The 21,963-nt window shown below is 49.8% G+C and carries 22 protein-coding genes; 17 read left to right on the top strand and 5 right to left on the bottom strand.

Annotated features, from left to right (window positions below; genetic code table 11):
* Positions 1-124 precede the first annotated feature (124 nt).
* Positions 125-1,072: a patatin-like phospholipase family protein gene (locus tag BV405_RS09200; protein WP_086480566.1), complete on the top strand. Its 948-nt coding sequence runs from the start codon at positions 125-127 to the stop codon at positions 1,070-1,072.
* An 82-nt stretch (positions 1,073-1,154) separates the two neighbouring features.
* Here the strand turns inward: BV405_RS09200 and rsuA are convergent, their stop codons facing one another.
* Positions 1,155-1,853, bottom strand: a complete 699-nt coding sequence (rsuA, locus tag BV405_RS09195; RefSeq protein ID WP_086480565.1) for a 16S rRNA pseudouridine(516) synthase RsuA — start codon at positions 1,851-1,853, stop codon at positions 1,155-1,157.
* A 15-nt stretch (positions 1,854-1,868) separates the two neighbouring features.
* Positions 1,869-2,807: a D-2-hydroxyacid dehydrogenase gene (locus tag BV405_RS09190; protein WP_086480564.1), complete on the bottom strand. Its 939-nt coding sequence runs from the start codon at positions 2,805-2,807 to the stop codon at positions 1,869-1,871.
* 283 nt (positions 2,808-3,090) lie between these two features.
* Here BV405_RS09190 and BV405_RS09185 point away from each other — a divergent pair, with 283 nt between their 5' ends.
* From BV405_RS09185 to BV405_RS09160, 6 genes are all read left to right on the top strand, one after another.
* Entirely contained in the window at positions 3,091-4,035 is a 945-nt protein-coding gene (locus BV405_RS09185; RefSeq protein WP_086480563.1) for a D-alanyl-D-alanine carboxypeptidase family protein, read from the top strand.
* 104 nt (positions 4,036-4,139) lie between these two features.
* Positions 4,140-4,994: a glucosaminidase domain-containing protein gene (locus tag BV405_RS09180; RefSeq protein WP_176330100.1), complete on the top strand. Its 855-nt coding sequence runs from the start codon at positions 4,140-4,142 to the stop codon at positions 4,992-4,994.
* 58 nt (positions 4,995-5,052) lie between these two features.
* Positions 5,053-6,075 (top strand): NAD(P)H-dependent glycerol-3-phosphate dehydrogenase, encoded by a 1,023-nt coding sequence (locus BV405_RS09175; RefSeq protein ID WP_086480561.1) that lies wholly within the window; start codon positions 5,053-5,055, stop codon positions 6,073-6,075.
* A gap of 35 nt (positions 6,076-6,110) precedes the next feature.
* A complete protein-coding gene (locus tag BV405_RS09170; RefSeq protein ID WP_086480560.1) occupies positions 6,111-6,425 on the top strand; it encodes a DUF4389 domain-containing protein in 315 nt (104 codons plus the stop codon).
* Positions 6,426-6,430: 5 nt separating this feature from the next.
* Positions 6,431-6,898: a SixA phosphatase family protein gene (locus BV405_RS09165; protein ID WP_086480559.1), complete on the top strand. Its 468-nt coding sequence runs from the start codon at positions 6,431-6,433 to the stop codon at positions 6,896-6,898.
* Positions 6,899-6,901: 3 nt separating this feature from the next.
* A complete protein-coding gene (locus tag BV405_RS09160; RefSeq protein WP_086480558.1) occupies positions 6,902-7,801 on the top strand; it encodes an alpha/beta hydrolase in 900 nt (299 codons plus the stop codon).
* 121 nt (positions 7,802-7,922) lie between these two features.
* On the opposite strand, the gene BV405_RS09155 is transcribed toward BV405_RS09160, so the two are convergent.
* On the bottom strand, positions 7,923-8,879 hold the full coding sequence (locus BV405_RS09155; protein WP_086480557.1) for an AEC family transporter: 957 nt from the start codon (positions 8,877-8,879) through the stop codon (positions 7,923-7,925).
* Positions 8,879-9,013, bottom strand: a complete 135-nt coding sequence (locus BV405_RS18000) for a hypothetical protein (RefSeq protein ID WP_281251664.1) — start codon at positions 9,011-9,013, stop codon at positions 8,879-8,881. The genes BV405_RS09155 and BV405_RS18000 overlap by 1 nt, the downstream gene beginning before the upstream one ends.
* A 243-nt stretch (positions 9,014-9,256) precedes the next feature.
* Here BV405_RS18000 and BV405_RS09150 point away from each other — a divergent pair, with 243 nt between their 5' ends.
* From BV405_RS09150 to BV405_RS09140, 3 genes are all read left to right on the top strand, one after another.
* Positions 9,257-10,042, top strand: coding sequence for an alpha/beta fold hydrolase (locus BV405_RS09150; protein WP_176330099.1), 786 nt, complete (start codon positions 9,257-9,259; stop codon positions 10,040-10,042).
* A gap of 70 nt (positions 10,043-10,112) precedes the next feature.
* Positions 10,113-10,982, top strand: a complete 870-nt coding sequence (locus tag BV405_RS09145; RefSeq protein ID WP_086480555.1) for an alpha/beta fold hydrolase — start codon at positions 10,113-10,115, stop codon at positions 10,980-10,982.
* A 281-nt stretch (positions 10,983-11,263) separates the two neighbouring features.
* Entirely contained in the window at positions 11,264-12,091 is an 828-nt protein-coding gene (locus tag BV405_RS09140) for a DUF4892 domain-containing protein (protein ID WP_217895617.1), read from the top strand.
* 100 nt (positions 12,092-12,191) lie between these two features.
* Here BV405_RS09140 and BV405_RS09135 read toward each other — a convergent pair whose 3' ends face one another.
* Positions 12,192-12,806, bottom strand: coding sequence for a Smr/MutS family protein (locus BV405_RS09135; RefSeq protein ID WP_086480553.1), 615 nt, complete (start codon positions 12,804-12,806; stop codon positions 12,192-12,194).
* Positions 12,807-12,971: 165 nt separating this feature from the next.
* On the opposite strand from BV405_RS09135, the gene prmB reads away from it, so the two are divergent.
* From prmB to BV405_RS09100, 7 genes are all read left to right on the top strand, one after another.
* Positions 12,972-13,898, top strand: a complete 927-nt coding sequence (gene prmB / locus BV405_RS09130; protein WP_086480552.1) for a 50S ribosomal protein L3 N(5)-glutamine methyltransferase — start codon at positions 12,972-12,974, stop codon at positions 13,896-13,898.
* 137 nt (positions 13,899-14,035) lie between these two features.
* Positions 14,036-15,133 (top strand): chorismate synthase, encoded by a 1,098-nt coding sequence (aroC, locus tag BV405_RS09125; protein WP_086480551.1) that lies wholly within the window; start codon positions 14,036-14,038, stop codon positions 15,131-15,133.
* 190 nt (positions 15,134-15,323) lie between these two features.
* Positions 15,324-16,532 carry an MFS transporter gene (locus BV405_RS09120; RefSeq protein WP_086480550.1) on the top strand — a complete coding sequence of 403 codons (1,209 nt, stop codon included), beginning with the start codon at positions 15,324-15,326 and terminating at the stop codon, positions 16,530-16,532.
* Positions 16,533-16,659: 127 nt separating this feature from the next.
* Positions 16,660-16,902, top strand: coding sequence for a DUF6489 family protein (locus BV405_RS09115; RefSeq protein WP_086480549.1), 243 nt, complete (start codon positions 16,660-16,662; stop codon positions 16,900-16,902).
* 240 nt (positions 16,903-17,142) lie between these two features.
* Complete coding sequence (locus tag BV405_RS09110; RefSeq protein WP_086480548.1) at positions 17,143-17,547, top strand: phasin family protein; 405 nt, start codon at positions 17,143-17,145, stop codon at positions 17,545-17,547.
* Positions 17,548-17,671: 124 nt separating this feature from the next.
* Positions 17,672-19,510, top strand: a complete 1,839-nt coding sequence (gene phaC / locus BV405_RS09105; protein WP_086480547.1) for a class I poly(R)-hydroxyalkanoic acid synthase — start codon at positions 17,672-17,674, stop codon at positions 19,508-19,510.
* Between the two features lie 153 nt (positions 19,511-19,663).
* Positions 19,664-21,928, top strand: coding sequence for a sensor domain-containing diguanylate cyclase (locus BV405_RS09100; protein WP_086480546.1), 2,265 nt, complete (start codon positions 19,664-19,666; stop codon positions 21,926-21,928).
* Positions 21,929-21,963: the final 35 nt, after the last annotated feature.

Raw genomic sequence — 21,963 nt, 5'->3', positions numbered from 1 at the left:
AATTTTAATTGTATGTCATTTGTCAGGTGAATAATTTTTTCATAAACCAGACTAAAGGATAGAGTGATCACGTTAATTTCGCTTAGTATGTTGAAGCATTTTTTTTCAGAAGGATGAATTTAGGATGGGATCGGATAAAAAGCGGGTGTCACTGGTTCTTGGCAGTGGCGGGGCTAAAGGTCTGGCTCATATTGGTGTGATCCGCTGGCTGGAAGAGAATGGTTTTGAAATAGCCTCTGTTTCCGGAAGCTCCATTGGAGCTCTGGTTGGCGGTATCTATGCTGCCGGCAAGTTGGGGGAGTTTGAAAGGTGGGTTCGTGCGATCACCAAAGCGGATATGGTGACCCTGATGGATATTTCCTGGGGGCGGGGCGGACTGATCAAGGGTGATAAAATTATTAACACCCTGACGGATCTGGTTGGTGATAAAACCATCGAGGATCTTCCGGTCAGTTTCACTGCTGTTGCAACAGACATTCGTGGCGAGCGAGAGGTTTGGCTTAACTCCGGGTCTCTTTTTCAGGCGATTCGCGCTTCTATCTCCTTGCCTATGTTCTTCACTCCGGTTCAGATTGATGGTTTAACCCTGATTGATGGTGGCGTACTAAATCCGGTTCCGATCGCCCCGACGTTTGGCGATAAGACGGATCTGACCATTGCGGTCAATCTGGGCGCACGGGTTCAGGAAGAGTCTTCAACGCCCCATAAAAGGATATCTGTTGAGAAGGACGAAAATCCGGACCTGCAGAATAAGATTGCCCGTTTCTTTAAGAATTTCCAAAAGCCGGAGCAGGAACGTGAAGAACGGGACTGGTCTGCATCTGAAATTGCTAACCAGGCCTTCGATGCGATGCAAAGTACGCTGGCACGGCAGAAGCTGGCTGTTTATCCGCCGGATATGGTAGTGGAGATCGCGCGAAACGCTTGCGGTACTTTAGAGTTTAACCGTGCGGCAGAGATGATCGATCTGGGTTATCAAAGAGCAGCGCTTTGCCTGAAGGCGCTCAAGTCGGTGGATGCAAAAACTCAGGGGCAGCATGTGATAATCCCCCATGGGCATGAGGTTTACTGACTGCCTTAGGTATTGTGATTATAAAACAAAGGGCAGAAAATTCTGCCCTTTGTTTATGATCGTTTGACGAAGCGATACTTATCTATTTTTGCCAGACGCTGTTGATTTCAGCGTCAGTAAGCTCCCGCCATTCGCCTTCTTCCAGATCCGGATCCAGGGCAATCTCACCGATCTGTTCACGATGCAGCTGCATTACTTTGTTGTCCATGGCTGCGAACATACGTTTTACCTGATGGTATTTGCCTTCACTGATGCTGAGCAGGACTTCCGTATCGGAGATACGTTCCAGTATGGCAGGTTTGGTCAGTTCCAGCTCATTGTGCAGCTGTACCCCTTCGGCAAACTGCTTTTCAGCGTCAGCCACTAAAGGTTCAGCCAGCCATGCACGATAGCGTTTCATGCAGGCTTTTTTCGGTGATGTAATCTGATGAGACCATTGACCATCATCGGTAATGAGAACCAGACCTGTGGTGTCCACATCAAGACGGCCAGCGATATGCAGTCCCTTAGTGTTCGGAAGATCCATATAGCTGAGCACCGATGGGTATTCTTCATCAATGGTCGAACACAGAGTATTAGCTACCTTATTAAGCATAAAGTAACGCGGCTTAACGGCACCCAGAGGTCGGCCTTCCAGCTCCACATCCATATCGTCGGTGACTTTAAAACCGGGATCTTTAATGACTGCTTCATCAACAGTGACCATCTCCTGCTTCAGGACGCGCTTGGCATCAGCTCGGGAGATTCCGGTGTGGTGGCAAATAAATTTATCGAGACGCATGGTTCAATCGGGTACTCACTGGCTAAAGGTTTGAATGGATTTTGCGGCCTGATCGACGATGTTCTGTCTGGCATTTTGCGAAATCCAGGCGTTGTGTGGGGTGACGATCAGGTTGAGGTTGTCCTGCAACGCATCCAGCAGAGGGTTGCCGTTAACCGGAGGCTCCTGAGTCAGAACGTCTGTGGCATAACCACTGATCTGGCTGTTTTTAAGTGCACTCAGAACGGCATCTTCATTCACAATGCCGCCACGGGCGCAATTAACGATCAGAAGTTCTGGTTTGGTCTTGTTCAGACGAGCTTCATTAATCAGGTTTTCAGTGGCTTCTGTCAGCGGACAATGTAGGGATAAAATATCGGCCTGAGGCAGTAACTGATCGAGAGGCAATCTCTGATCATTGGCTTCATTGCCCGGGCGGGCACTGAAGCTGACTTTCATGTCAAAGGCTTCGGCCAGTTGCGCAACTTTACTGCCGAGAACACCTGAACCCACGATGACAAGATGCTTGCCAGCCAGTTCGGAAACAGGATGCTGCATCAGGCAGAAGAACGGACTTTGGTTCCATTCACCGCCTGCGACAGCTTTCTGATACAGCGGCTGACGGGTCGCCAGCATCAGCATCAGCATCAGGGTGTGTTGAGCGACACTGTTGGTGCCGTAGGCGACAGCATTACGTACCGGAATACCGGCACTTTCGGCAGCTTTCAGATCGACATTATTCATGCCTGTTGCAAGCACGCAGATCAGTTTCAGTTTTTTCGCCTTTGAGATGGCTTCTGCGTTGATGACTACTTTATTAGTCAGAATGACTTCAGCGTCCTGAATACGCTCAATTACCTCATTCGGTGATGTCTTGGCATAAAGTGTCAGTTCCCCGAGGGACTCTTCCAGTCCATCAAACCGGATGTTCTCGCCGAGGCTGTCAGCGTCCAGTAAAACACCTTTTGTAAGCATGGTTGTCTCGTTGTTATTAGTTCGTCTGAACATATTCTAAGTGATTCATTCTGTAGAGGTAAGAACTCGTGCCGATACATTGAGTCACAAGTAATTAATATCTTGCACTTGCCTGATTTAAAGCCGCTTTAGTACGATAGGCTGGCTTGTCAGAAAAATAGATAGAGTTTAAGCTTTAAGCTCTTGATTGCAGACCAAACACTGGACGGTAGTTGTGGATCGTAGAAGCATTTTAAAAGCATTGTCAGTCAGCGGTTTTGTTGCCTTGGGCAGCGGATCCGTTATGCGTCAGCTGTTGCAAAGTAAAGGGTCATCAGATCTTGCTGCTGTAGCGCCTGTTGCAGAGGATAACGCTGTTTCTGCACTGCCGGATGTTCCCCAGAAACTGGCGGATATTGTTGAAGAGCATGCCGCTGCCGCTGACTTCCATGAAGTTTCAGCGCCGAGTAAGCTGGAAAACAAAGTTGCGGATCTGCAGGCTGATCTTGAGGCTGCCAAAGCTGATCCGCATGTCAAAGAGTACATGCAAAAGATTCGTTACTTCGAAGGAGTCTTCGAAGACGATTACTTTATCTCTCCTGAAGAGTTCAAGCTGGTTAAACAGACTCTGGCACGTATGTCCCGGGTTCAGCGAACTGTTGGTCACGGTAACTTTAACCTGATCAGTTTTGATCAGATGGTCAAGTATGGCCGTAACTTCTCTCAGGTTGGTGAATTTACCAAGGTCGAGCTGGATTATCTTGAACAACTCTTCTTTGCCGATGCCCATACCTACGGTTTCTATGGCGAGAAAGTGATGTCTGGTCTGACTCAACGGATCCCTTCAAAAGAGCTGTTGAAAGTGCCGAAGACAGGTCACTTCCTGTTCAAAGGTAAGTCTCTGGCATTTTACGAGAAGCTGAGAAAAGGCGTTGGTGACGATATTGTCCTGACCTCAGGTATCCGTGGTACGGTGAAGCAGATGTACCTCTTCCTGTCCAAAGTGGCTCAGGCAGATGGCAACATGTCGAAAGCCTCCCGCTCTCTGGCGCCTCCTGGCTATTCTTATCATGCTGTTGGCGATTTTGATGTAGGTAAAGTGGGCTTTGGTTACCGCAACTTCACTGAAGATTTTGCTGAGACTGATGTTTATAAGAAACTGCAGGATCTGGGCTTTCTGACTCTGCGCTACACTGATGATAATAAGTTTGGTGTGCGTTATGAGCCATGGCACATTCAGGTTGTCTGATTTTAGCCATCTCTCCATAAAGATTTATGCAAAAATGCACAGCTAAATGCTGTGCATTTTTTGTTGTGTCGATTCTGTCTTTTAGATTTTCTGGATTCCTGTTTATGTCTGTTACTGCTGATCGTAAAGAACTACTTCCCTTTCTGGGTATATCTCTGATGATGGTTTTGGCGCTTCCTGTACTTTTTTTATTGGAGGCGATTCCGACAGAAGGTCGGGGTAAATCATCTGTTACAGGTTATCCCTCTCAGCCTCAAACTCTGGATTTAGCTTTAAGTGAGCTGATCGATACCCCTGATATTGAACAGAAAAAGCGGGATTTTTTCGGTCTGCTGAAGCCTATGATTGCTCTGGAAAATAGTTTTATTCTTCAGCAGCGATCCTGGGTGCAGAGCCTTGATCTGAACCAGTTGTCAGATGAGCAAAAGCAGCGGCTTCTGACTTTGTTACAGGAATATAAGTTAGCCGATGAAGATAACGAAAAGCTGTTTTCTGATACTGCTGAACTCCGTACTTTGATTGATGAATTACTGCTTCGTGTCAGCCCGATTCCGGCAGAGCTGGTTTTGGTTCAGGCGGCGAATGAGTCTGCCTGGGGGCGTTCACGATTCGCCCGGGAAGGTAACAACCTTTTTGGTCAATGGTGCTTCAGTCGTGGCTGTGGTCTGGTACCTTCTCAGCGGCCTAAAGGTCAGTATCACGAAGTGGCGGTCTTTAAATCACCTCAGCTGAGTATTCGTGCCTACCTTAAAAACCTGAACTCGTTTTGGGCCTATGATGATTTTCGCGAAGCTCGTGCGGCTAAGCCTGAGTTAGAGGGAGCAGAGCAAGCTGTCTATCTGGCAGAACATCTGACCCGATATTCACAGCGGGGAGAGGCTTATGTCAGGGAGCTGAAAGAGATGGTTCAGGTCAACAGTCACTTAATTGAACAGACATCCTCTGAATATCTCCGGTAAAATGATCGCTTAACTCAGTTTCAGCCTGAGACCTGTGGAAGAATAATTAAGAGAGTTTATGACAAACAAACAGGCCGTAACCGTTTTAGGCGGCGGAAGCTTTGGAACCGCCATTGCCAGTATCGCTGCTGATAACCAGTTTCCCGTGACTCAGTGGATGCGGGATGAAGCGCTGGCGCAGGATATCAACACCAAGCGCCGTAATACCCGCTATCTGCCAGATTATGAGATTAACGCCAATGTTCAGGCGACAACTGATGTTGTTGAGGCGGTATCCGGCGCAGATATTATTTTTGTTGCTATCCCCAGCAAGGCGTTTGCTTCGGTAGTCGATCAGGTTGCTGACAAGCTGCGCCCTGATCAGATTATGATCAGTACCGCCAAAGGTATTCAGGAAGATGGTTTCCTGCTGATGTCTGAGATTCTTAAAACCCACACACCAAGTCAGCACGTGGGAGTTCTCAGCGGGCCGAATCTTGCCAAAGAGATCGCTCAGAAGCAGATGACTGCAACCGTCGTTGCCAGTGAAGATCAGCTAACCCGGGAAAGCATTCAGCAGGTTCTTGGCTGTGAATATTTCCGCGTTTACGCCAGCAATGATCTGTTTGGTGTCGAGCTTGGTGGTGCACTGAAAAATATCTACGCCATTGCGGCCGGTATGGCTTCTGCTTTGGGTGTTGGCGAGAATACCAAGAGTATGCTGATTACCCGCAGTCTTGCGGAGATGAGCCGTTTTGCGGTGAGCATGGGTGCAAACCCTATGACCTTCCTTGGTCTTGCCGGTGTTGGTGATCTGATTGTCACCTGTATGTCACCGCTTAGTCGTAACTTCAGAGTGGGATATGCGCTGGGGCAAGGCAAAAGTCTTGATGATGCTGTTGCTGAACTCGGGCAGGTTGCTGAAGGCGTGAATACCATCCGTCTGGTACGTAACAAGGCTGTCGAGATGCAGGTATATATGCCTCTGGCCTGCGGCTTGTATGAAGTACTGTTTAATCAGATGCCGGTCGAGAAAGTGATCCGTGGTTTAATGACCGGTGAGCAAAGCACCGACGTTGAGTTTGTATTGCCAAGAAACTGATCAAAAGTTTGGGATTACCTGAAGGAATAGAAACAATGAGTGAGAAAAAACAAGGTATTGCTACAGAAGCCTTTTGGTTGCGCATTATTTTCATGCTGTTTTTCGTTGTGGCTTACCAGATTGCAGAAATCCTTTTGGGACTGTCCATTTTGATTCAGGTGATTTTTGTAGCGATTACCGGCGAGAAAAATCTCTTTTTGCAGCAGGCTGGCGCGTCTTTATCCCGTTATGCCTATCAGGTTTATCGCTTCCTGACCTATAACCGCGAAGAAAAGCCTTTTCCTTTTACCGCCTGGCCTGAGGGTGAGGCGGCTGATAAAGACCCTTACCAGTCTCCAGATCAGGATTAATTCTGATGCGATTGGTGTTATTCCGTCATGGTGAAGCAGGTGTCGCTGCCCGTGACTTTGATCGTTGCCTGACCGATCAGGGCGTCACCGATGTGCGCAAGGTTGCCTGTTCGGTTGCCGATAAGCTCAACGGCGCTACTGCCTTTGTCAGTCCTTATGTCCGTGCCCGTCAGACCTGTGCTGAAATTCAGCGTAATACTGACCTGAAAGCCTGCCATGAATTACCTCTGATTACACCGGATGATGACCCTTTACAGGTAATTGACTGGCTGGGTCAGCAGGAGAGTGAGTCAACACTTCTGCTGGTAACTCACCAGCCTCTGGTCAGCCGTCTGATCAGTCTGTTGCTGGATGGTCATGAGGTGGGCTTCTATCCCATGGCGACAGCATCGGTTACCATTCTTGAGGCGGATGTCTGGGCGGTTGGATTAGCTAAACTGGAAGCAGTGATTCACGCTGCCGAACTGGAGTGACCTGTGATCAGTTTTGAACCCTTCCGGCAGAGTTTTGATTTCTGGCATCGTCAGGGGTTGAACCAGTATTGTCGACTGATGCGCGAGCAGTTGGAAGCTGCCATGCTGCGTCCTTGTCGCCCTCATGGTCTCATTATCAGTGAGCAAGACACCAATGGCGTGAAGTCGGAGCTGGTTTACTGGGATCATGATACGCCGCGCCGTTATGTGGTCTATCTCCATGGTGGCGGTTATGTGTTGGGATCTATCGATACCCACAGAGAGTTAGCGGCTCAGATTGCGCATCGGGCAAATGCCCGGGTGTTGATTGTTGAGTATCGCCTTGCACCGGAAGGGCCTTATCCTGCTGGCCTTAACGATGCTCAGGCAGCTTACCAATGGTTGCTGGATATCGGTGTGACACCGGCCCAGATCGCCTTTGCCGGAGACTCCGCTGGCGGAGGTCTGGCCTTAGCGCTAATGCAGCGTCTCAAAGCAGCTAACCTGCCACTGCCCGCCGCAGGTGTTTTTCTTTCGCCCTGGGTGGATCTGACCTGTTCCACGCCAAGCCTTGATACCAATACCGCTACTGATCTGATTCTGAATAAAGCGCAGATGCAGAGCTTCGCCCATGTTTATGCCGGCGGTCACCCTCTGAGTGATGCAGGTATTTCACCGCTGTTTGGTGATCTTTCCGAGTTGCCGCCTTCTCTGGTGCAGGTTAGCCGCCAGGAGCTTTTACTGGATGATGGTGTTCGCCTTGCTGAGCGTCTGCAGCAGGCGGGTTCTGAAGCTAAGATCAGTAAGTGGAGTCAGATGCCCCATGTCTGGCAGTTACTGCATCGTTATCTGCCTCAGGCGGATGAAGCCTTGCGTGAGCTGGGTGATTTCCTACAGGAGCATGTTCGGGGTGAGCCGGTTTAAACGGTTTTGAAAGTCAAAAAAAGGCGCTGATGGTTTTCCAACAGCGCCTTTTTTATTTCTAACACTTTTTCCGGTGCGTTTTATTTCCGGTTCTTTGTATGTCCAATGCGAGATGGCATCGCTAAACCAGTTGTAGCCAGTGCAGCAGGAAAACCCCTAAGGTAACTGTCAGGGTCGATCCTACCGTTGTCAGTGCCACAATATTGGCAGCCAGCGCACCATTTGCACCCATCGCCTTCGCCATAACAAAGCTTCCGGCAGCGGTGGGGCTGGCAAAGTAGAGGAAGAGAATCCCCAGTGTCTGACCGGTCCAGCCCAGATACCAGGCTCCCCAGGTCATAATCACCGGAAGAATCGCCAGCTTCATAGCCGTTGCTCCCCAGGATGCCAGAGAGGAGGCTCTTAAGGCTTTCAGGCTCAGAGAGGCACCAATACACAACAGAGCCAAAGGCAAGGTCATACCCGAGAAATAAGTGCCCGTTTTCAGCAGCAGCGGCGGTAAGCTCCACTGGAAATAGGAGAAGGGTAAAGCCAGTACAACCGACAGGATCAGAGGGTTCTTTACGATATCCATAAAGACCGGTTTCCAGCCGGTACCGGCGCGTTCTGGCTGAGAGGTACTGAGGGCGATCACCGACAGAATGTTATAGATAATGATCAGACAGCCCAGTAGCAGAGAAGCCATAGGCAAGCCTGCTTCACCAAACTGGTTAGCCACCAGGGCCATACCGATAATGCCCTGATTACCCCGGAAGCTGCCCTGAATAAAAACACCCCGATCGGCAGGCACAGAGACCATTACCCGTGCAGCCCAGATCAGAAAGAAGAAGCCGATCAGAGTCACCACTGTGGCATACAGCAGAACACCGGGATCGAGGCTTTCTCTCAGGTTGGTCTTGCTGATATTCAGGAAAACCAGTGTTGGCAGAGTAACCCGAAATACCAGAGTCGATGCGATTTTGACAAAGTTATCATCCAGCCAGCGCCAGTGCTTAAACAGCACGCCCAGAAATACGATGATAAATACCGGTGCTGTGATCTGCAGCGTTGCGCTGAGGGAGTTTAGAAAGGCATCCATCAGCTTGACTGACTGATCTGCCAAGCGGCAAATGCAACGGCAGCAAGTACGGTAATAAAGAAGCTCAGATTACGCTTTTTTTTCACTTCAGGAGAACGGCTGGGGCGTTTGGATTTATCCGGATCTAGGCTCATGGGGGCTCCTGTTTTTCTTAGAGGCTGAGCTTTTCTTTGAATTGATAACGAGTCGTCGAAACAAAATCAAAGGCAAAAAAGTGCTTAAAAGGCTCTGCGAATAGGGGAGCACGACTTTACTGCGCACCTAGCCTTCCTGCAAGTCGATTAATTATTTAGCGGTTCAAAATCGACTTATCCTTGTGCATCATGTGGCTAACAATAAAAATCAAACGTACGTTTGCTCTGGAGTTGGTAATAGCCATGTCGATGCTACATTTCGCTCACGCCAATGGTTTCCCTATGGGGAGCTATCGGGTGCTGTTTGATCAGCTGGCTGATCAGTTTGATGTGCAGGGAGTTTCTCATATCGGGCACGACCCGCGCTGGCCGGTATCGGACAACTGGGATGCACTGGTTGATGAACAGTTGGCCATGATCAGCGCTGCCGAGGAGCCGGTTTGGGGAGTAGGTCACTCCCTTGGTGGCGTACTTCTGTATCGGGCTGCGTTGAAGGCTCCGGCTTATTTTAAGGGACTGGTGTTGCTTGACCCGCCGCTTTATATCTCAGGTCTTCGTCCCTGGTTGCTGAAGTTTGCCAAACGAACCGGTCGCATTGATCGGGTGACGCCTGCCCGTCAGAGCCGATACCGCAAAAAGAGCTGGCCTGATGAAGAAGCGGTTGCGGAGTATCTGCAATCCCGTGCCTTGTTCCGGAATTTTGATGAGCGCTGTTTGTCGGATTACGTCAGTTCAGGAACCCGTCCGGAATCCGGACAGCGGGTTCTGAGTTTTGAGCCAGAGGTGGAGTACAACATTTTCTGCGGTATTGCAGATAACCTATGGGGCTCCGGCCGAAAAATGAAGGTGCCGGTTTCTGTTCTTACCAGTGAAAATGCCTCGGTTATTCCTAAAGATGGTATTAGGGGAATACGTCGCTCGGGTTTTAACTGGAAGCCTGTTGATGGTGGCCACCTGTTTCCACTGGAATACCCGGAGTCGACAGCCGATGAGATTCAGGCCATGATTAAACTGATGCAGGATCAATAACCTGCGCAGAGACTTCGGCCGGGATCTGCCCCGGCAAAACTGCTCACTTCATCGGACCGAGGCACTGGCCATGCAGGAACCTATCCCCTTTCAGATCGATCTTGAATACGTTTCCCTTTCCGGTTTGCGCTGGGGTAAAGGTCACCATAAGCCTGTGCTTGCGATGCATGGCTGGCTGGACAACTGTCAGAGCTTCAGTCGAATCGCGCCTTTATTGGCGGAAGCCTGTGATCTGGATATCTGGGCGATTGACCTTGTCGGGCATGGCTTATCGGGCCATCGCCCAAAAGGTTCTTACTACCATATCTGGGATAACGTGATCGATATGGCGTTGCTGATGGACGCCCAGGGCTGGGAAGAGGTTGATCTGCTAGGGCATTCAATGGGCGCTGGTGTCGCTACTTTGATGGCTGGTGCTATGCCGGATAGGGTCGGTCGGGTTGCTCTGATCGAAGGTCTGGGTCCTTTATCAACACCGGCTGAAGAATCCCCACAGCAGCTGACGCAGGCGGTAGGCCGCTACAAGCTGCAGAATTATAAAACACCGCCCTGTTATGCCTCTGTAGAGGAAGCTGCTGAAGCCCGTATGCGTGGCATCGGCGAAATCAGCTATGACGCTGCCTTGCCTCTGGCTGAGCGGGGAACCCGTCAGGATGAAGACGGCTGGCGCTGGCGTTCTGATGCCCGTTTGCGGATTCCTTCTCCGGTTCGCCTGACGGAAGATCAGATCTACAGCTTCTGTGAAGCGATCAAGGCTCCGGCTCAACTTATCATCGGTGATCAGGGTTTTCTGACCAACAGAGAGAATACCCGACTACGCAAAGAGCGAGTTGCTGATATTGAGCAGGTGATCATGCCTGGTAATCATCACCTACATCTGGAGCCGGATACAGCAACAGCTGTAGCAGAAAGCCTGATCGCATTTTGGCAGCAGACCTGATCTGAACCCTTATTTGAGCGGTATCAGATAAAGATATCCCTTGTCAGAATTTTTTACCGAATCTGTAGTCTAGTCTTTAAGCGGTTTAAGTTGTTTTGCCTCTACTTCGTGTTGGTAAAGAACATCTGACCGCCAAGGATTTTTGCATATCAGAGAGGATCATCGTGAAGCTATCCCAGCCCCGTCATCAAACAGCTTTCTTGGCTCAACAGAAAAGAATTCCGCTCCCACTGCTTTGGCTTTGGGCATCTGTCGTTACCCTGATCGTTTCAGCGCCGGTCATGGCAGCAGGTGCTCTGGAATCTTTCCCTCTGGCGGAGAAAGAATCGGAGAAAAGCCAGCAGATGGATCAGCATCTGTTTGCCACCGGGCGAATTCAGAATAAAGGGGGAGAAGCCTTTCCGGAAAGCTGGTTGAGTTTACCATCCGGCACTCTGAGCCAGACTTTGTATCGGGTGCGTTCAACCCGTGATACCGATGAGATTCTGGAGCATTATCAGGGGCAGTTGCAGCAGCCGGGTAGCGAAATACTGTTCCGGTGCAGTAGCCGTGAGTGTGGTAGTAGTAATGACTGGGCAAACAGTGTCTTTAAGATCTCAACGCTGTATGGGGTAGATCGTGAGCAACACTATATTGCCGGTCGTCGGGATCTGAATGGTCAGACCGATTATGTTTCGGTTTATATCACCGAGCGGGGTACTGGCCGTATCTATGTTTATGTTTCCCACTATCAGGTAACAGCAGCTCCGGTCGCCACCAAGGGCGTTAAGCGATCTCTGTTCGAACAGCTACTGGAAACCGGTTGGGTGCGTTTACCGGTTACTGCTGATGGTGAGTTTGAAGAGGGCGCTTTCGGACAGTTGCAGCAACTGGCTGATCAGCTTGAGAAGAGTGATAAAACATTCTGGCTGGTGGCGCACCATTACGGCAAACAGAGTCATGAAGTCTTACAGCAGCGTTCTGAACAGGCGGCGGCAAAACTGCAAAGGTCACTTCAGGAGTTTGGTTTGTCCGCAGGTAAACTGGAGCTGAAAGGTCTTGGAGCGATGGCTCCGACCAAAGATTCAGTGTCTTATGGTGGTAGGATTGAGCTGGTGGTTAAGAAGTAATTCTCATAGGCGCTGCAAAAATTGACTGCGTTAAAAACAAAAGGCAGATCTTAGGATCTGCCTTTTTATTTGATCTACAGAGAATGGAGAGGCTGGTTAATCAGGCGCCCCATTCTTTGGTCTTCAACAGAACATAGACTGCACCTGTTCCGCCATCAGCAGGCAGGCAGGAATGGAAGGCGATTACTTCCGGCATCTGTCGCAGCCAGACATTAACGTAGGATTTCAGCTCCGCGCGGCCGCTGCCCTCTGTCCAGGATTTACCGTGAACCACAATTACACTGCGGAAGCGTCGGGCGCGACAATCCTGAATAAAGGTGTAGAGTTCAGCGCGGGCCTCTTCAACCACCTGCCCGTGCAGGTCGAGTCCTTCCTGCCAGCTGATTTCACCTTTTTTCAGTTCCTGAAAGGTGCGAAGTGGCAGATCCGGTACTTTAAAGCTCAGGATATCGCTTGGCTTTTTATCCGGAATATTTCCTTCAGACAGATTATCCACCACAAACTTGTCTTCAGCGGCTGTTGCCGCAGCTCGTTTAACGGCGGCGTTGATATCTTTTTTCTTTGGCGTTTTCAGAATGACTTTGTCGCTTTTGATCTTTTTCACGCCACTCATCGCTGAGCGGAACAGATCCATTTCATCGAGGTTGTCATCAAAAGCGTCATCAAAGGAGCTGTCGTCACTGGGACGGTTATTCGGCTGAAAGGTTTTACTCATTGTCTTGCCCGGTATTCGTGGTTGGGCAACGATACCAGATGGACTTATTCTGGCAAGAGGCGATCTTTTTGTATCGGGAGAGAGGAGTTTGGTTTATAGCAGCCAGATGCTGGGTTAAACTTGCTAACAGAACGTGTGGTTAAGGCTGATGATTGGAGAAAATTCGTGCCACAGACAAAAGCGCTAACAGAAGTTGCTCAGCAACTCTTTACCATCAAAGATTATATCCGCTGGACCTTTTCTCAGTTTAATCATCACAAAGTGTATTTCGGCCACGGCACGGACAATGCGTGGGATGAAGCCGTTCATCTGGTGCTTGGCAGTTTGCACCTGCCGTGGGATTTTGATCCGGCTATGCTGGATGCCCGCGTCACTCACGATGAGGCGATTGTGATCCTCAGCCATGTTGAGAAACGCTGTCTGGATCGTGTACCACTGGCATACCTTTTAGGTGAGGCTTGGTTTGCTGGCCTGCCATTCAATGTTGACCACCGTGTGCTGGTGCCGCGTTCTCCGATTGGTGAACTGGTTCAGAACCACTTTGAGCCCTGGCTGACCGAAGAGCCGACCCGTGTGCTGGATCTGTGTACCGGCAGTGGCTGTATCGGTATCGCAACCGCTTACGCCTTCCCATACGCCCGGGTGGATCTGGCGGATATCTCTGAAGAGGCGCTATGCGTTGCCCGCAGTAATGTTGAGCGTCACGATTTGGCGGATCAGGTTACGGTTTATCAGTCTGATCTGTTTGACGATCTGCCGGAAGATGCTTCCTATGATCTGATCGTATCCAATCCGCCGTATGTGGATGATGAAGACCTGAGCGCCATGGCGGATGAATATCAGCACGAACCGGCTTTGGGCTTAGGTTCCGGTGCTGATGGTCTGGATATTACCCGCCGAATTCTGCGCGATGCGCCGCGTTACCTGTCAGATAACGGTGTGCTGATCTGCGAAGTTGGCAACAGCGAGTTTGCCCTGCAGGATGCCTTCCCGGAAGTGCCTTTCCTCTGGCTGGAGTTAGAGATGGGTGGTCAGGGCGTCTTTATGCTGACCGCTGATCAACTGAAAGAGTTTGCTGGTCATTTCGCCTGATCCGTCTTTTCCCGCTTAGAGATACTAAGGACTCTGTGGCTGACACCCTTGCCACAGGGTTTTGTAATCCTGAGATTTTCAGGACTGAATTTTAAAGAATAAATGATGCCTGCAAGGGCCATGCAAGAGAGAGTTTCATGTCTGGTAATAGCTTTGGAAAACTGTTCATCCTGACAACCTTCGGCGAAAGCCATGGTCCGGCTTTGGGTGCCATTATTGATGGTTGCCCTCCGGGTCTTGAGATTACAGAGGAAGATCTGCAGATCGATCTGGATCGCCGCAAGCCGGGTACATCCCGTCATACCACTCAGCGCCGTGAACCGGATCAGGTGAAGATTCTGTCTGGTGTCTTCGAAGGCAAGACCACAGGTACTGCTATTGGCCTGATGATCGAAAACACGGATCAGCGCTCCAAAGATTATTCCAATATTGCTCAGCAGTATCGCCCTGCTCATGCGGATTACACTTACAACCAGAAGTATGGCTTCCGTGATTACCGTGGCGGCGGTCGTTCTTCTGCCCGTGAAACAGCGATGCGTGTTGCGGCGGGAGCTATCGCTAAGAAGTTCCTGAGGGAGCGTCTGGGTATCGAGATCCGTGGTTACCTGTCTCAGCTGGGCCCGATCAAAGTGGAAAAAGTCGATTGGGATCTGGTGAATACAAATCCTTTCTTCTGCCCTGATGCGGACAAGATCACTGAGATGGAAAACTACATGGATGCCCTGCGTAAAGAGGGTGAGTCCGTGGGCGCTAAAGTGACGGTTGTGGCATCTCACGTGCCACCGGGTCTGGGGGAGCCAATCTTTGACCGCCTGGATGCAGAGCTGGCGCATGCGCTGATGAGCATCAATGCGGTTAAAGGTATTGAGATCGGTGCTGGTTTCGATTCCGTAGCTCAGAAAGGCACAGAGCACCGTGATGAAATTACACCGGAAGGTTTCCTGTCTAACAATGCCGGTGGCATTTTGGGTGGTATCTCCTCCGGCCAGGATATTGTGGCTCATATTGCTCTGAAACCAACATCGAGCCTGCATCTGCCGGGTAAGAGTATCAATATCAAAGGTGAGCCGGTTGAGGTGGTTACCAAAGGGCGTCACGATCCTTGTGTCGGTATCCGTGCGACACCGATTGCTGAAGCCATGATGGCGATTACCCTGATGGATCACTATCTGCGTCATCGTGCTCAGTGCGGTGATGTTGAGATGCCAACACCGGTTGTACCGGCTCAGGCCTAAAACGATCTGTTAGTTCAATGACGTGTTGATAACAGATCAGCGAAAAATGCCCTGGCTTATAGCCGGGGCATTTTTGTATTGTCCCCAGATTATTCTTTAGAGCGGTTTGCTCGCGTTTGATTCTGAAATCAGCTTAAGGAACAGCGTTGAAAACAGTTTTTGATATCAAGAATACAAAGGCCTGTCCGGCATGACAGGTTCGGTTTATTGGTCGTTATCCTCGGTCTACTTTTTCTATTTTGCGGTACTGGGTGCGACGAATCCTTATTGGGGACTTTATCTGCAATCTCTGGGTTTTGATGCCGAGCAGATAGGCGCACTTATGGCGGTCTTTATTGCCACCAAGCTGATTGCGCCTAACCTCTGGAGTTATTGGGCGGATCGTAAGGACGCCCATATCCCAGTGATGCGTTTGGGGGCAGTACTCACGCCGTTATGCTTTCTGACGGTTTATCTTCAGCAGGGCTTCTGGAGCATGGCGGTCGCCATGGTGCTGTACAGTTTTTTCTGGAATGCCATCTTACCGCAATACGAAGTGATTACTCTGAAGGCGATTAAGGGGCGTGAAGAGCGCTACAGTCAGATCCGTCTCTGGGGCTCAGTGGGTTTTATTGTCGCCGTGGCAGGTTTGGGTTGGTTACTGGACTGGGTTGAAGTTAGCTGGCTGCCGGTAAGCATTCTCTTCATCATGGTGATGATGGCGCTAAGCTCCTGGTGGATACCCGCTAGTCGTTTCTGGAGTCAAAAGGGCGATAGCGACAAAGAATCCACTGGAGAAAGTGAGCGCCCATCGGATGAAATGGGATTCTGGCAGCGATTACGACAGCCGCCGGTTCTGGTTTTTCTGCTGACGGTTATTCTGATGCAGATCTCCCACGGTCCCTATTACACCTTTTTCTCCATCTATATGGAGGCGATTGGCTATAGCCGTAGCCTGATTGGATTGCTATGGTCATTAGGTGTAATGGCTGAAGTTGTGCTCTTTGCCATAATGCACCTGTTGCTAAGACGTTTCAGTGCTCAAACACTCTTGGTTATCAGCCTGATATTAGCTGCGATCCGTTGGTGCATGATCGGCTTCTTTGCTGAACATCTGGTGCTACTTTTGGTATCACAGCTGTTACACGCAGCGTCTTTCGGAAGTTTTCATGCGGCTTCGATCGCTTTGGTGCAACGTTTTTTCACCGGCAAAACAGCCGCTCAGGGACAGGCTGTTTACAGCTCTCTAGGCTTCGGAATTGGCGGGGCTCTGGGGGCATGGGGTAGTGGTTTGCTCTGGGTTGAGGTCGGGGCGCAGGGAAGTTATCTGTTGGCAGGATTTGCAGCAGGTTTTGGTGCTGTTTTAATGCTCTGGTCTCTTTGGAGGCAGCGTGTTTATTGGGCTGCAGCACTCTCGTGATTTTGTTACTTTTTGTGACTAAAAATTCATTTTGAGTCGCAAATGCTTTCATTGTGCAGTTGCAACATGGTGATACTGCACGTTACATTAGATTCAACAACGCCCTACTCGGGGAAAGGAGATTGCCATGAAGGTGAACATCGAAGTCGATATGACACCTGAAGAGTTCCGTAAGGCGATGGGCCTGCCGGATGTGCAAAAATTTCAGGAAGATCTGATGGCGAAGATTCGTCAGCAGATGGAGGAAGGCGTTGAAGGCTACGAGCCTTTAGCTTTAATGAAGCCTTTTATCAGCCAGGGATTCGATTCTGTTGAGACATATCAAAAAATGATGATGCAAATGCTCAACAGTTACACCCAGCAAAAATAAAAAACGCTTCAAAGTAAAAATGGAATGTTCTAATAGAGATAGGGAAGCGACAGGGAGAAAATCTGCTTTTTATAGTGCCGGATGCACTGGCAGATTGAGAAACGCTGAGTTTATTAACGCCATGCACAGCGAAATTTTTCGTTTTGTGCTGTGCAATATGAATGCCTCCTAGATGTAATCATATTGACACTTGGCAAACCATAGAATTGATCAAGTCGATAATCCAAAAAGGAATACACCATGCAAGATAAAATCATGAATGCTTTTGCTGAACAAACGAAAAACATGTATGCACCTATGCGCAAAATGAACGCGCTGATGGTTGAGAACATGGAAAAAATGACTGACTTCCAGATTGAAGCTCTGAAGTCTTACAGCAAAATGGGCGTAAACCAGCTGAAAAACGCGACTGAAATCAAAGACGCTGAGTCTGTACGTGATTTCACTGCTTCTCAGGCTGAGCTGATGAGCACCCTGAGCAAGAAGGTTCTGGAAGATGCGAAAAGCATGGCTGACATGACCATGGAATTTAAGCAGGAGATCGAGAAGATCGTTGAAGAGTCCCGCGCTTCTGCTACTGCCGCCGCTGCTCCTGCTGCTGAAGCAAAGCCAGCAGCTAAGAGCCGCAGCACGGCTTCAGCTTAATCCGCTGAACCTATCAAGAGGGCCGCATCTGCGGCCTTCTTTTTTCTCCCTCTTTTCCCCTTTGTTATGCTTGTCGGACGACACCAGGGATGATCCGGCCTGTCAGGCCAAGTGAGGTATGCTCATGAGTGACCAGAGCACAGATTCAACGGATTACATCTACGATCCTGCTGAGCTGGCAGACTTTATTACCAATGCCAACAGTCAGTATCAGAAGTTAATTGAACAGCTGATGTCCCGTCAGGGAATCAGTGATCCCTCTTTATCGATCTTTTTTGACGTTTCAGAATCTTTCCAGAAGATGTCAGAGCAGCTGGCCGTAAATCCTATGGTGATTTACGAAGAGCAGATGAATCTGTGGAAGAGCCAGATTCAGTTGTGGCAGAACGCTGCCCGTCAGATGCTGGGTGAAGCGGTTGAGCCGGTTGTAGAACCCGCCAAAGATGATCGTCGTTTTACCGATACCGAATGGGTAGAGAACGCCCTGTTTGATTTTATTAAACAGTCTTATCTGCTGTTTGCCCGCAGTATTTTCAATATTGTGCACAATATTGAAGGTCTGAGCCCTCATGCTCACCAGACCATCGACTTCCATACCCGTCAGTTTGTGAATGCGATGAGCCCGAGTAACTTTGTGGCAACGAACCCGGAAGTGATTCGTCGCACCTTTGAAACCAAAGGTCGCAACCTGATTCAGGGTATGGAGCAGTTGGTTGAGGATCTGAAGGCGAGCCGTGATGGTCTGAACGTCGCGATGACAGATCGCAACGCTTTTAAACCGGGCGAAAACGTTGCCAGCACGCCTGGCAGTGTTGTTTTCCAGAATGATCTGATGCAGCTGATTCAGTACAAGCCGACCACAGATAAAGTCTTTAAGACGCCTCTGCTGATCGTGCCGCCCTGGATCAACAAGTATTACATTCTTGATCTGCGCTCCAGCAACTCCATGGTGAAGTGGCTGGTCGATCAGGGACATACCGTGTTTATCGTTTCCTGGGTGAATCCGGGTCCATCACTGCGTGATAAGGGCTTTGAGGATTACATGCTGGAAGGCCCGCTGGCGGCTATTGATGCTATTGAGCAGGCAACCGGTGAGAAAGAAGTTAACGTCATCTCCTACTGTATTGGTGGCACCCTGACCGCTTCGACGCTGGCTTATATGGCGGCGAAAAACGATAAGCGTGTTAAGTCTGCAACCTATATGGCGACTCTGCAGGACTTCACCGATCCGGGTGAAATTGGTGTTTTCATCAATGAAGCGACTCTGGCAGGTATTGAGCGTCAGCTGGATCGTGATGGTTACCTTGATGGCCGCGCCATGTCTTTCAGCTTTAACCTGTTGCGCGAGAATGACCTGTTCTGGTCTTTCTTTATCAACAACTACCTGAAAGGCGAGCGTCCGGCGGCATTCGACCTGCTGTACTGGAACACCGACAGCACGAATATGCCAGCGGCGATGCACAAGTTCTACCTGCGCAATATGTATCTGGAAAATAACCTGATCAAGCCGGGTGGTATTACTCTGAATGAAACGCCAATTGATCTGAGTAAGATCAAGACGCCGGTGTACTTCGTGTCCACCATTCAGGATCATATTGCCAAGTGGACCGCGACCTATAAAGGTGCTCAGGTACACTCCGGGCCGGTTAAGTTCGTACTGGCAGGTTCCGGTCATATCGCGGGTATCGTGAATCCGCCAACCAAAGAGAAGTACGGTTACTGGACCAACGATAAGCTGGCTGATACTCCTGATGCCTGGTTTGCTGGTGCTGAGAAACATCCGGGTTCCTGGTGGCCAAACTGGCAGGAATGGGCGACATCTAACAAGTACGCCGATCCTAAAGTTCAGGTTGATGCCCGTGAGCCGGGTGCCGGTAAGCTGAAAGTTATTGAAGCTGCTCCGGGCACTTACGCCTCCACCAAGATCGTTGATGTTCTTAAGGCGGAAGCGACCGTTAGCTAAATATTGCTGACAGCAGGCTCTGATCAAAACCCACTGTTTACAGTGGGTTTTTTTTATCCGGAAAGTGGTAAGATAAATATTAGATACGCGAATAATCCTGTTGTTTTTGGATCTTGTATCGCTTTTCAGATGATGTGAATTTAGAGGCTGTTGATGGAAGACAGGTTTATTATCGGCGCAAAAAAAGGGTTGAACATCGTTTTCACTCTGTTGCTGTTTTTTGTGCTGATCTATCTGAGTTTTTCCTACAGTGCTCAGGTTGCTGAGCGGAAAAACGATGAAGTCAGTGACCTGTTTCAGTCATCAGCGCTTCAGCTTTCCGATCTGCTTCAGGAAAAGGTAAAACCTTTTCCGTTATTACTGCGTTCTGCCCGAGGTGTTGTGCTGGGTGAGGATGGTCTGACACCTGATCGTTGGAGTCATTTTGTTGATTCACTGGATCTGGATTATCACGCCTTCGGTATTATTGGTCTGACCTTTACGGAGAGCGTGTCCTCAGCAGAACGGCAGGCTTATCTGCAGGAAAAACGGCTCACCTTCCCGGACTTTCGCATCTTTCCCGAAGGTAAGCGCAATGATTACATGGTTGTGGTCTATCTGGCACCGGAATCGGTTTCTGCCAGAGTGCGCGGCTTTGATATTGGTGTTGAAACCTTTCGACGTAATGCCGCAGAAAAGGCCAGAATTTCCGGCTCACTGGCATTAAGTCGCCCTATCTCCCTGTTACCCACTGAAAAGCGTTCATTGGACTATCTCCTGCTGCTGCCGGTATCGGATAAAGCCGACTTTATCGGCTGGACGACTCTGGGCTTTTCCATCAGTCGCCTGGTTGATCAGGCGATGAAGGCCAGTGGCAGTGGTTTATATCTGGAAATTCTGGATGCCCGCCACAGCGATGACCCTATCTATCAGGCGGGGGCCGCCAGAGAGGATCTCTCCGGTCTTGCTATTTCTCCTCTGAAGATGCTGACGCAACTGGAGTTGGGAGATCAGCAGCTGAATCTTGTGATTACACCGGCTAAGGGCAGTCCTTATGCTGCTCTTCAGCGACGCTTCGATCGGGAAACCCTGCTGGTTACCATGGCGCTGAGTGTACTGATCGCTCTGGTGGTATTCCTGTTGCTTAACAGCCGGTTTGCAGCGGTGCGTTTGGCGAATCGTTTGCTGGATCGTTTTGCCGAGAGTGAAAACCGCTATCGGGCGCTATTTGAGTTATCTCCTGAAGCGATCATTATCCATCGTCGTGGCCGTGTTTTACTGGCGAATAAAGCCGCTCAGCGGCTGATGGGCGTTGATGCCGCAACGCTGCTGGTGGATCGAGATATCATGGATTTTGTTGATGACGCTTCCAGAGAGCTCGTAGCGGATCGTATGAAACAGGTGGTTCACGCCAACACCTTGCCCTTTGTAGAAGAAACGCTGAAACGGCATGATGGCTCGACCTTTCTGGCCGAAGTCTCTGGTGCTCTGATTCAGTTTGAAGGCGAGCCTGCTATTCAGGTGATGTTCCGGGATATCTCCTCAGAACAGGAGATGCGCTATGAAGCCCAGATCTCGAAAGCGGTCTTCCGTTATTCCAGCGAACCCATGATGGTGACAGATGCCAACGGTATTATCCGGTTGGTAAACCCGGCGTTTACCGAAGAAACCGGCTTTGACGCTGACGAGGTACAGGGACAAAAAGCATCGGTTTTGTCCTCTGGTTATCATGATCAGAGTTTTTATCGTCGCATGTGGCTGGCACTAATGGCGGAAGGTGAGTGGGAAGGTGAGATCACGAACCGTAAGAAAAGTGGCGAGCTATATGTCCAGCGGACACATATCTCAGCGATCCGGGATGCCAATGATGAGATCAGTCAGTATATCTGTGTGATGGGGGATATCACTGAGCAGAAGCAGGAGCTGGAAAAGATACGTTTTCAGGCGATGCATGATCCGCTCACCAAACTGCCGAACCGCGCTTACTTTATTGCCGAGGTGCATAAGGCTCTGGCAGAGGCAAAGGCTTATGATCAGAAACTCGCCGTTCTCTTTATCGATCTTGATGGCTTTAAGCCGGTGAATGATACCTATGGCCATCTGGTGGGTGATCAGTTGCTGGTAGCTATCGCTGAGCGTCTATCGGTCTATGTTGCTGATCGGGGCTTGGTTGCTCGTGTCGGTGGAGATGAGTTTCTGGTTATGCTGACCGGTGAGCTGTATCTGTCGATGGTGGAGCAGACCGCCGGAGAGCTGAGTGCTCTGGTCGCTGAATCTTTGGAGCTTGATGGCGTAGAGATCTCTGTCGGTGCCAGTGTTGGTGCTGCCGTATATCCGGATCATGGCGATCATGAACTGGCGCTGATTAATCTGGCAGATAAGGCCATGTACGAGGTTAAAAGTGCCGGTAAGGGACAGGCAAAGCTGGCAGCTCTTTGACCCGTCAGGCTGCTGGTTCTCCCTTTGGCCGTGTT

The organism is Oceanospirillum sanctuarii (assembly GCF_002150805.1).
GTDB classification, from domain to species: domain Bacteria; phylum Pseudomonadota; class Gammaproteobacteria; order Pseudomonadales; family Halomonadaceae; genus Oceanospirillum; species Oceanospirillum sanctuarii.
This window is presented reverse-complemented; position numbering and strand designations above follow the sequence as displayed.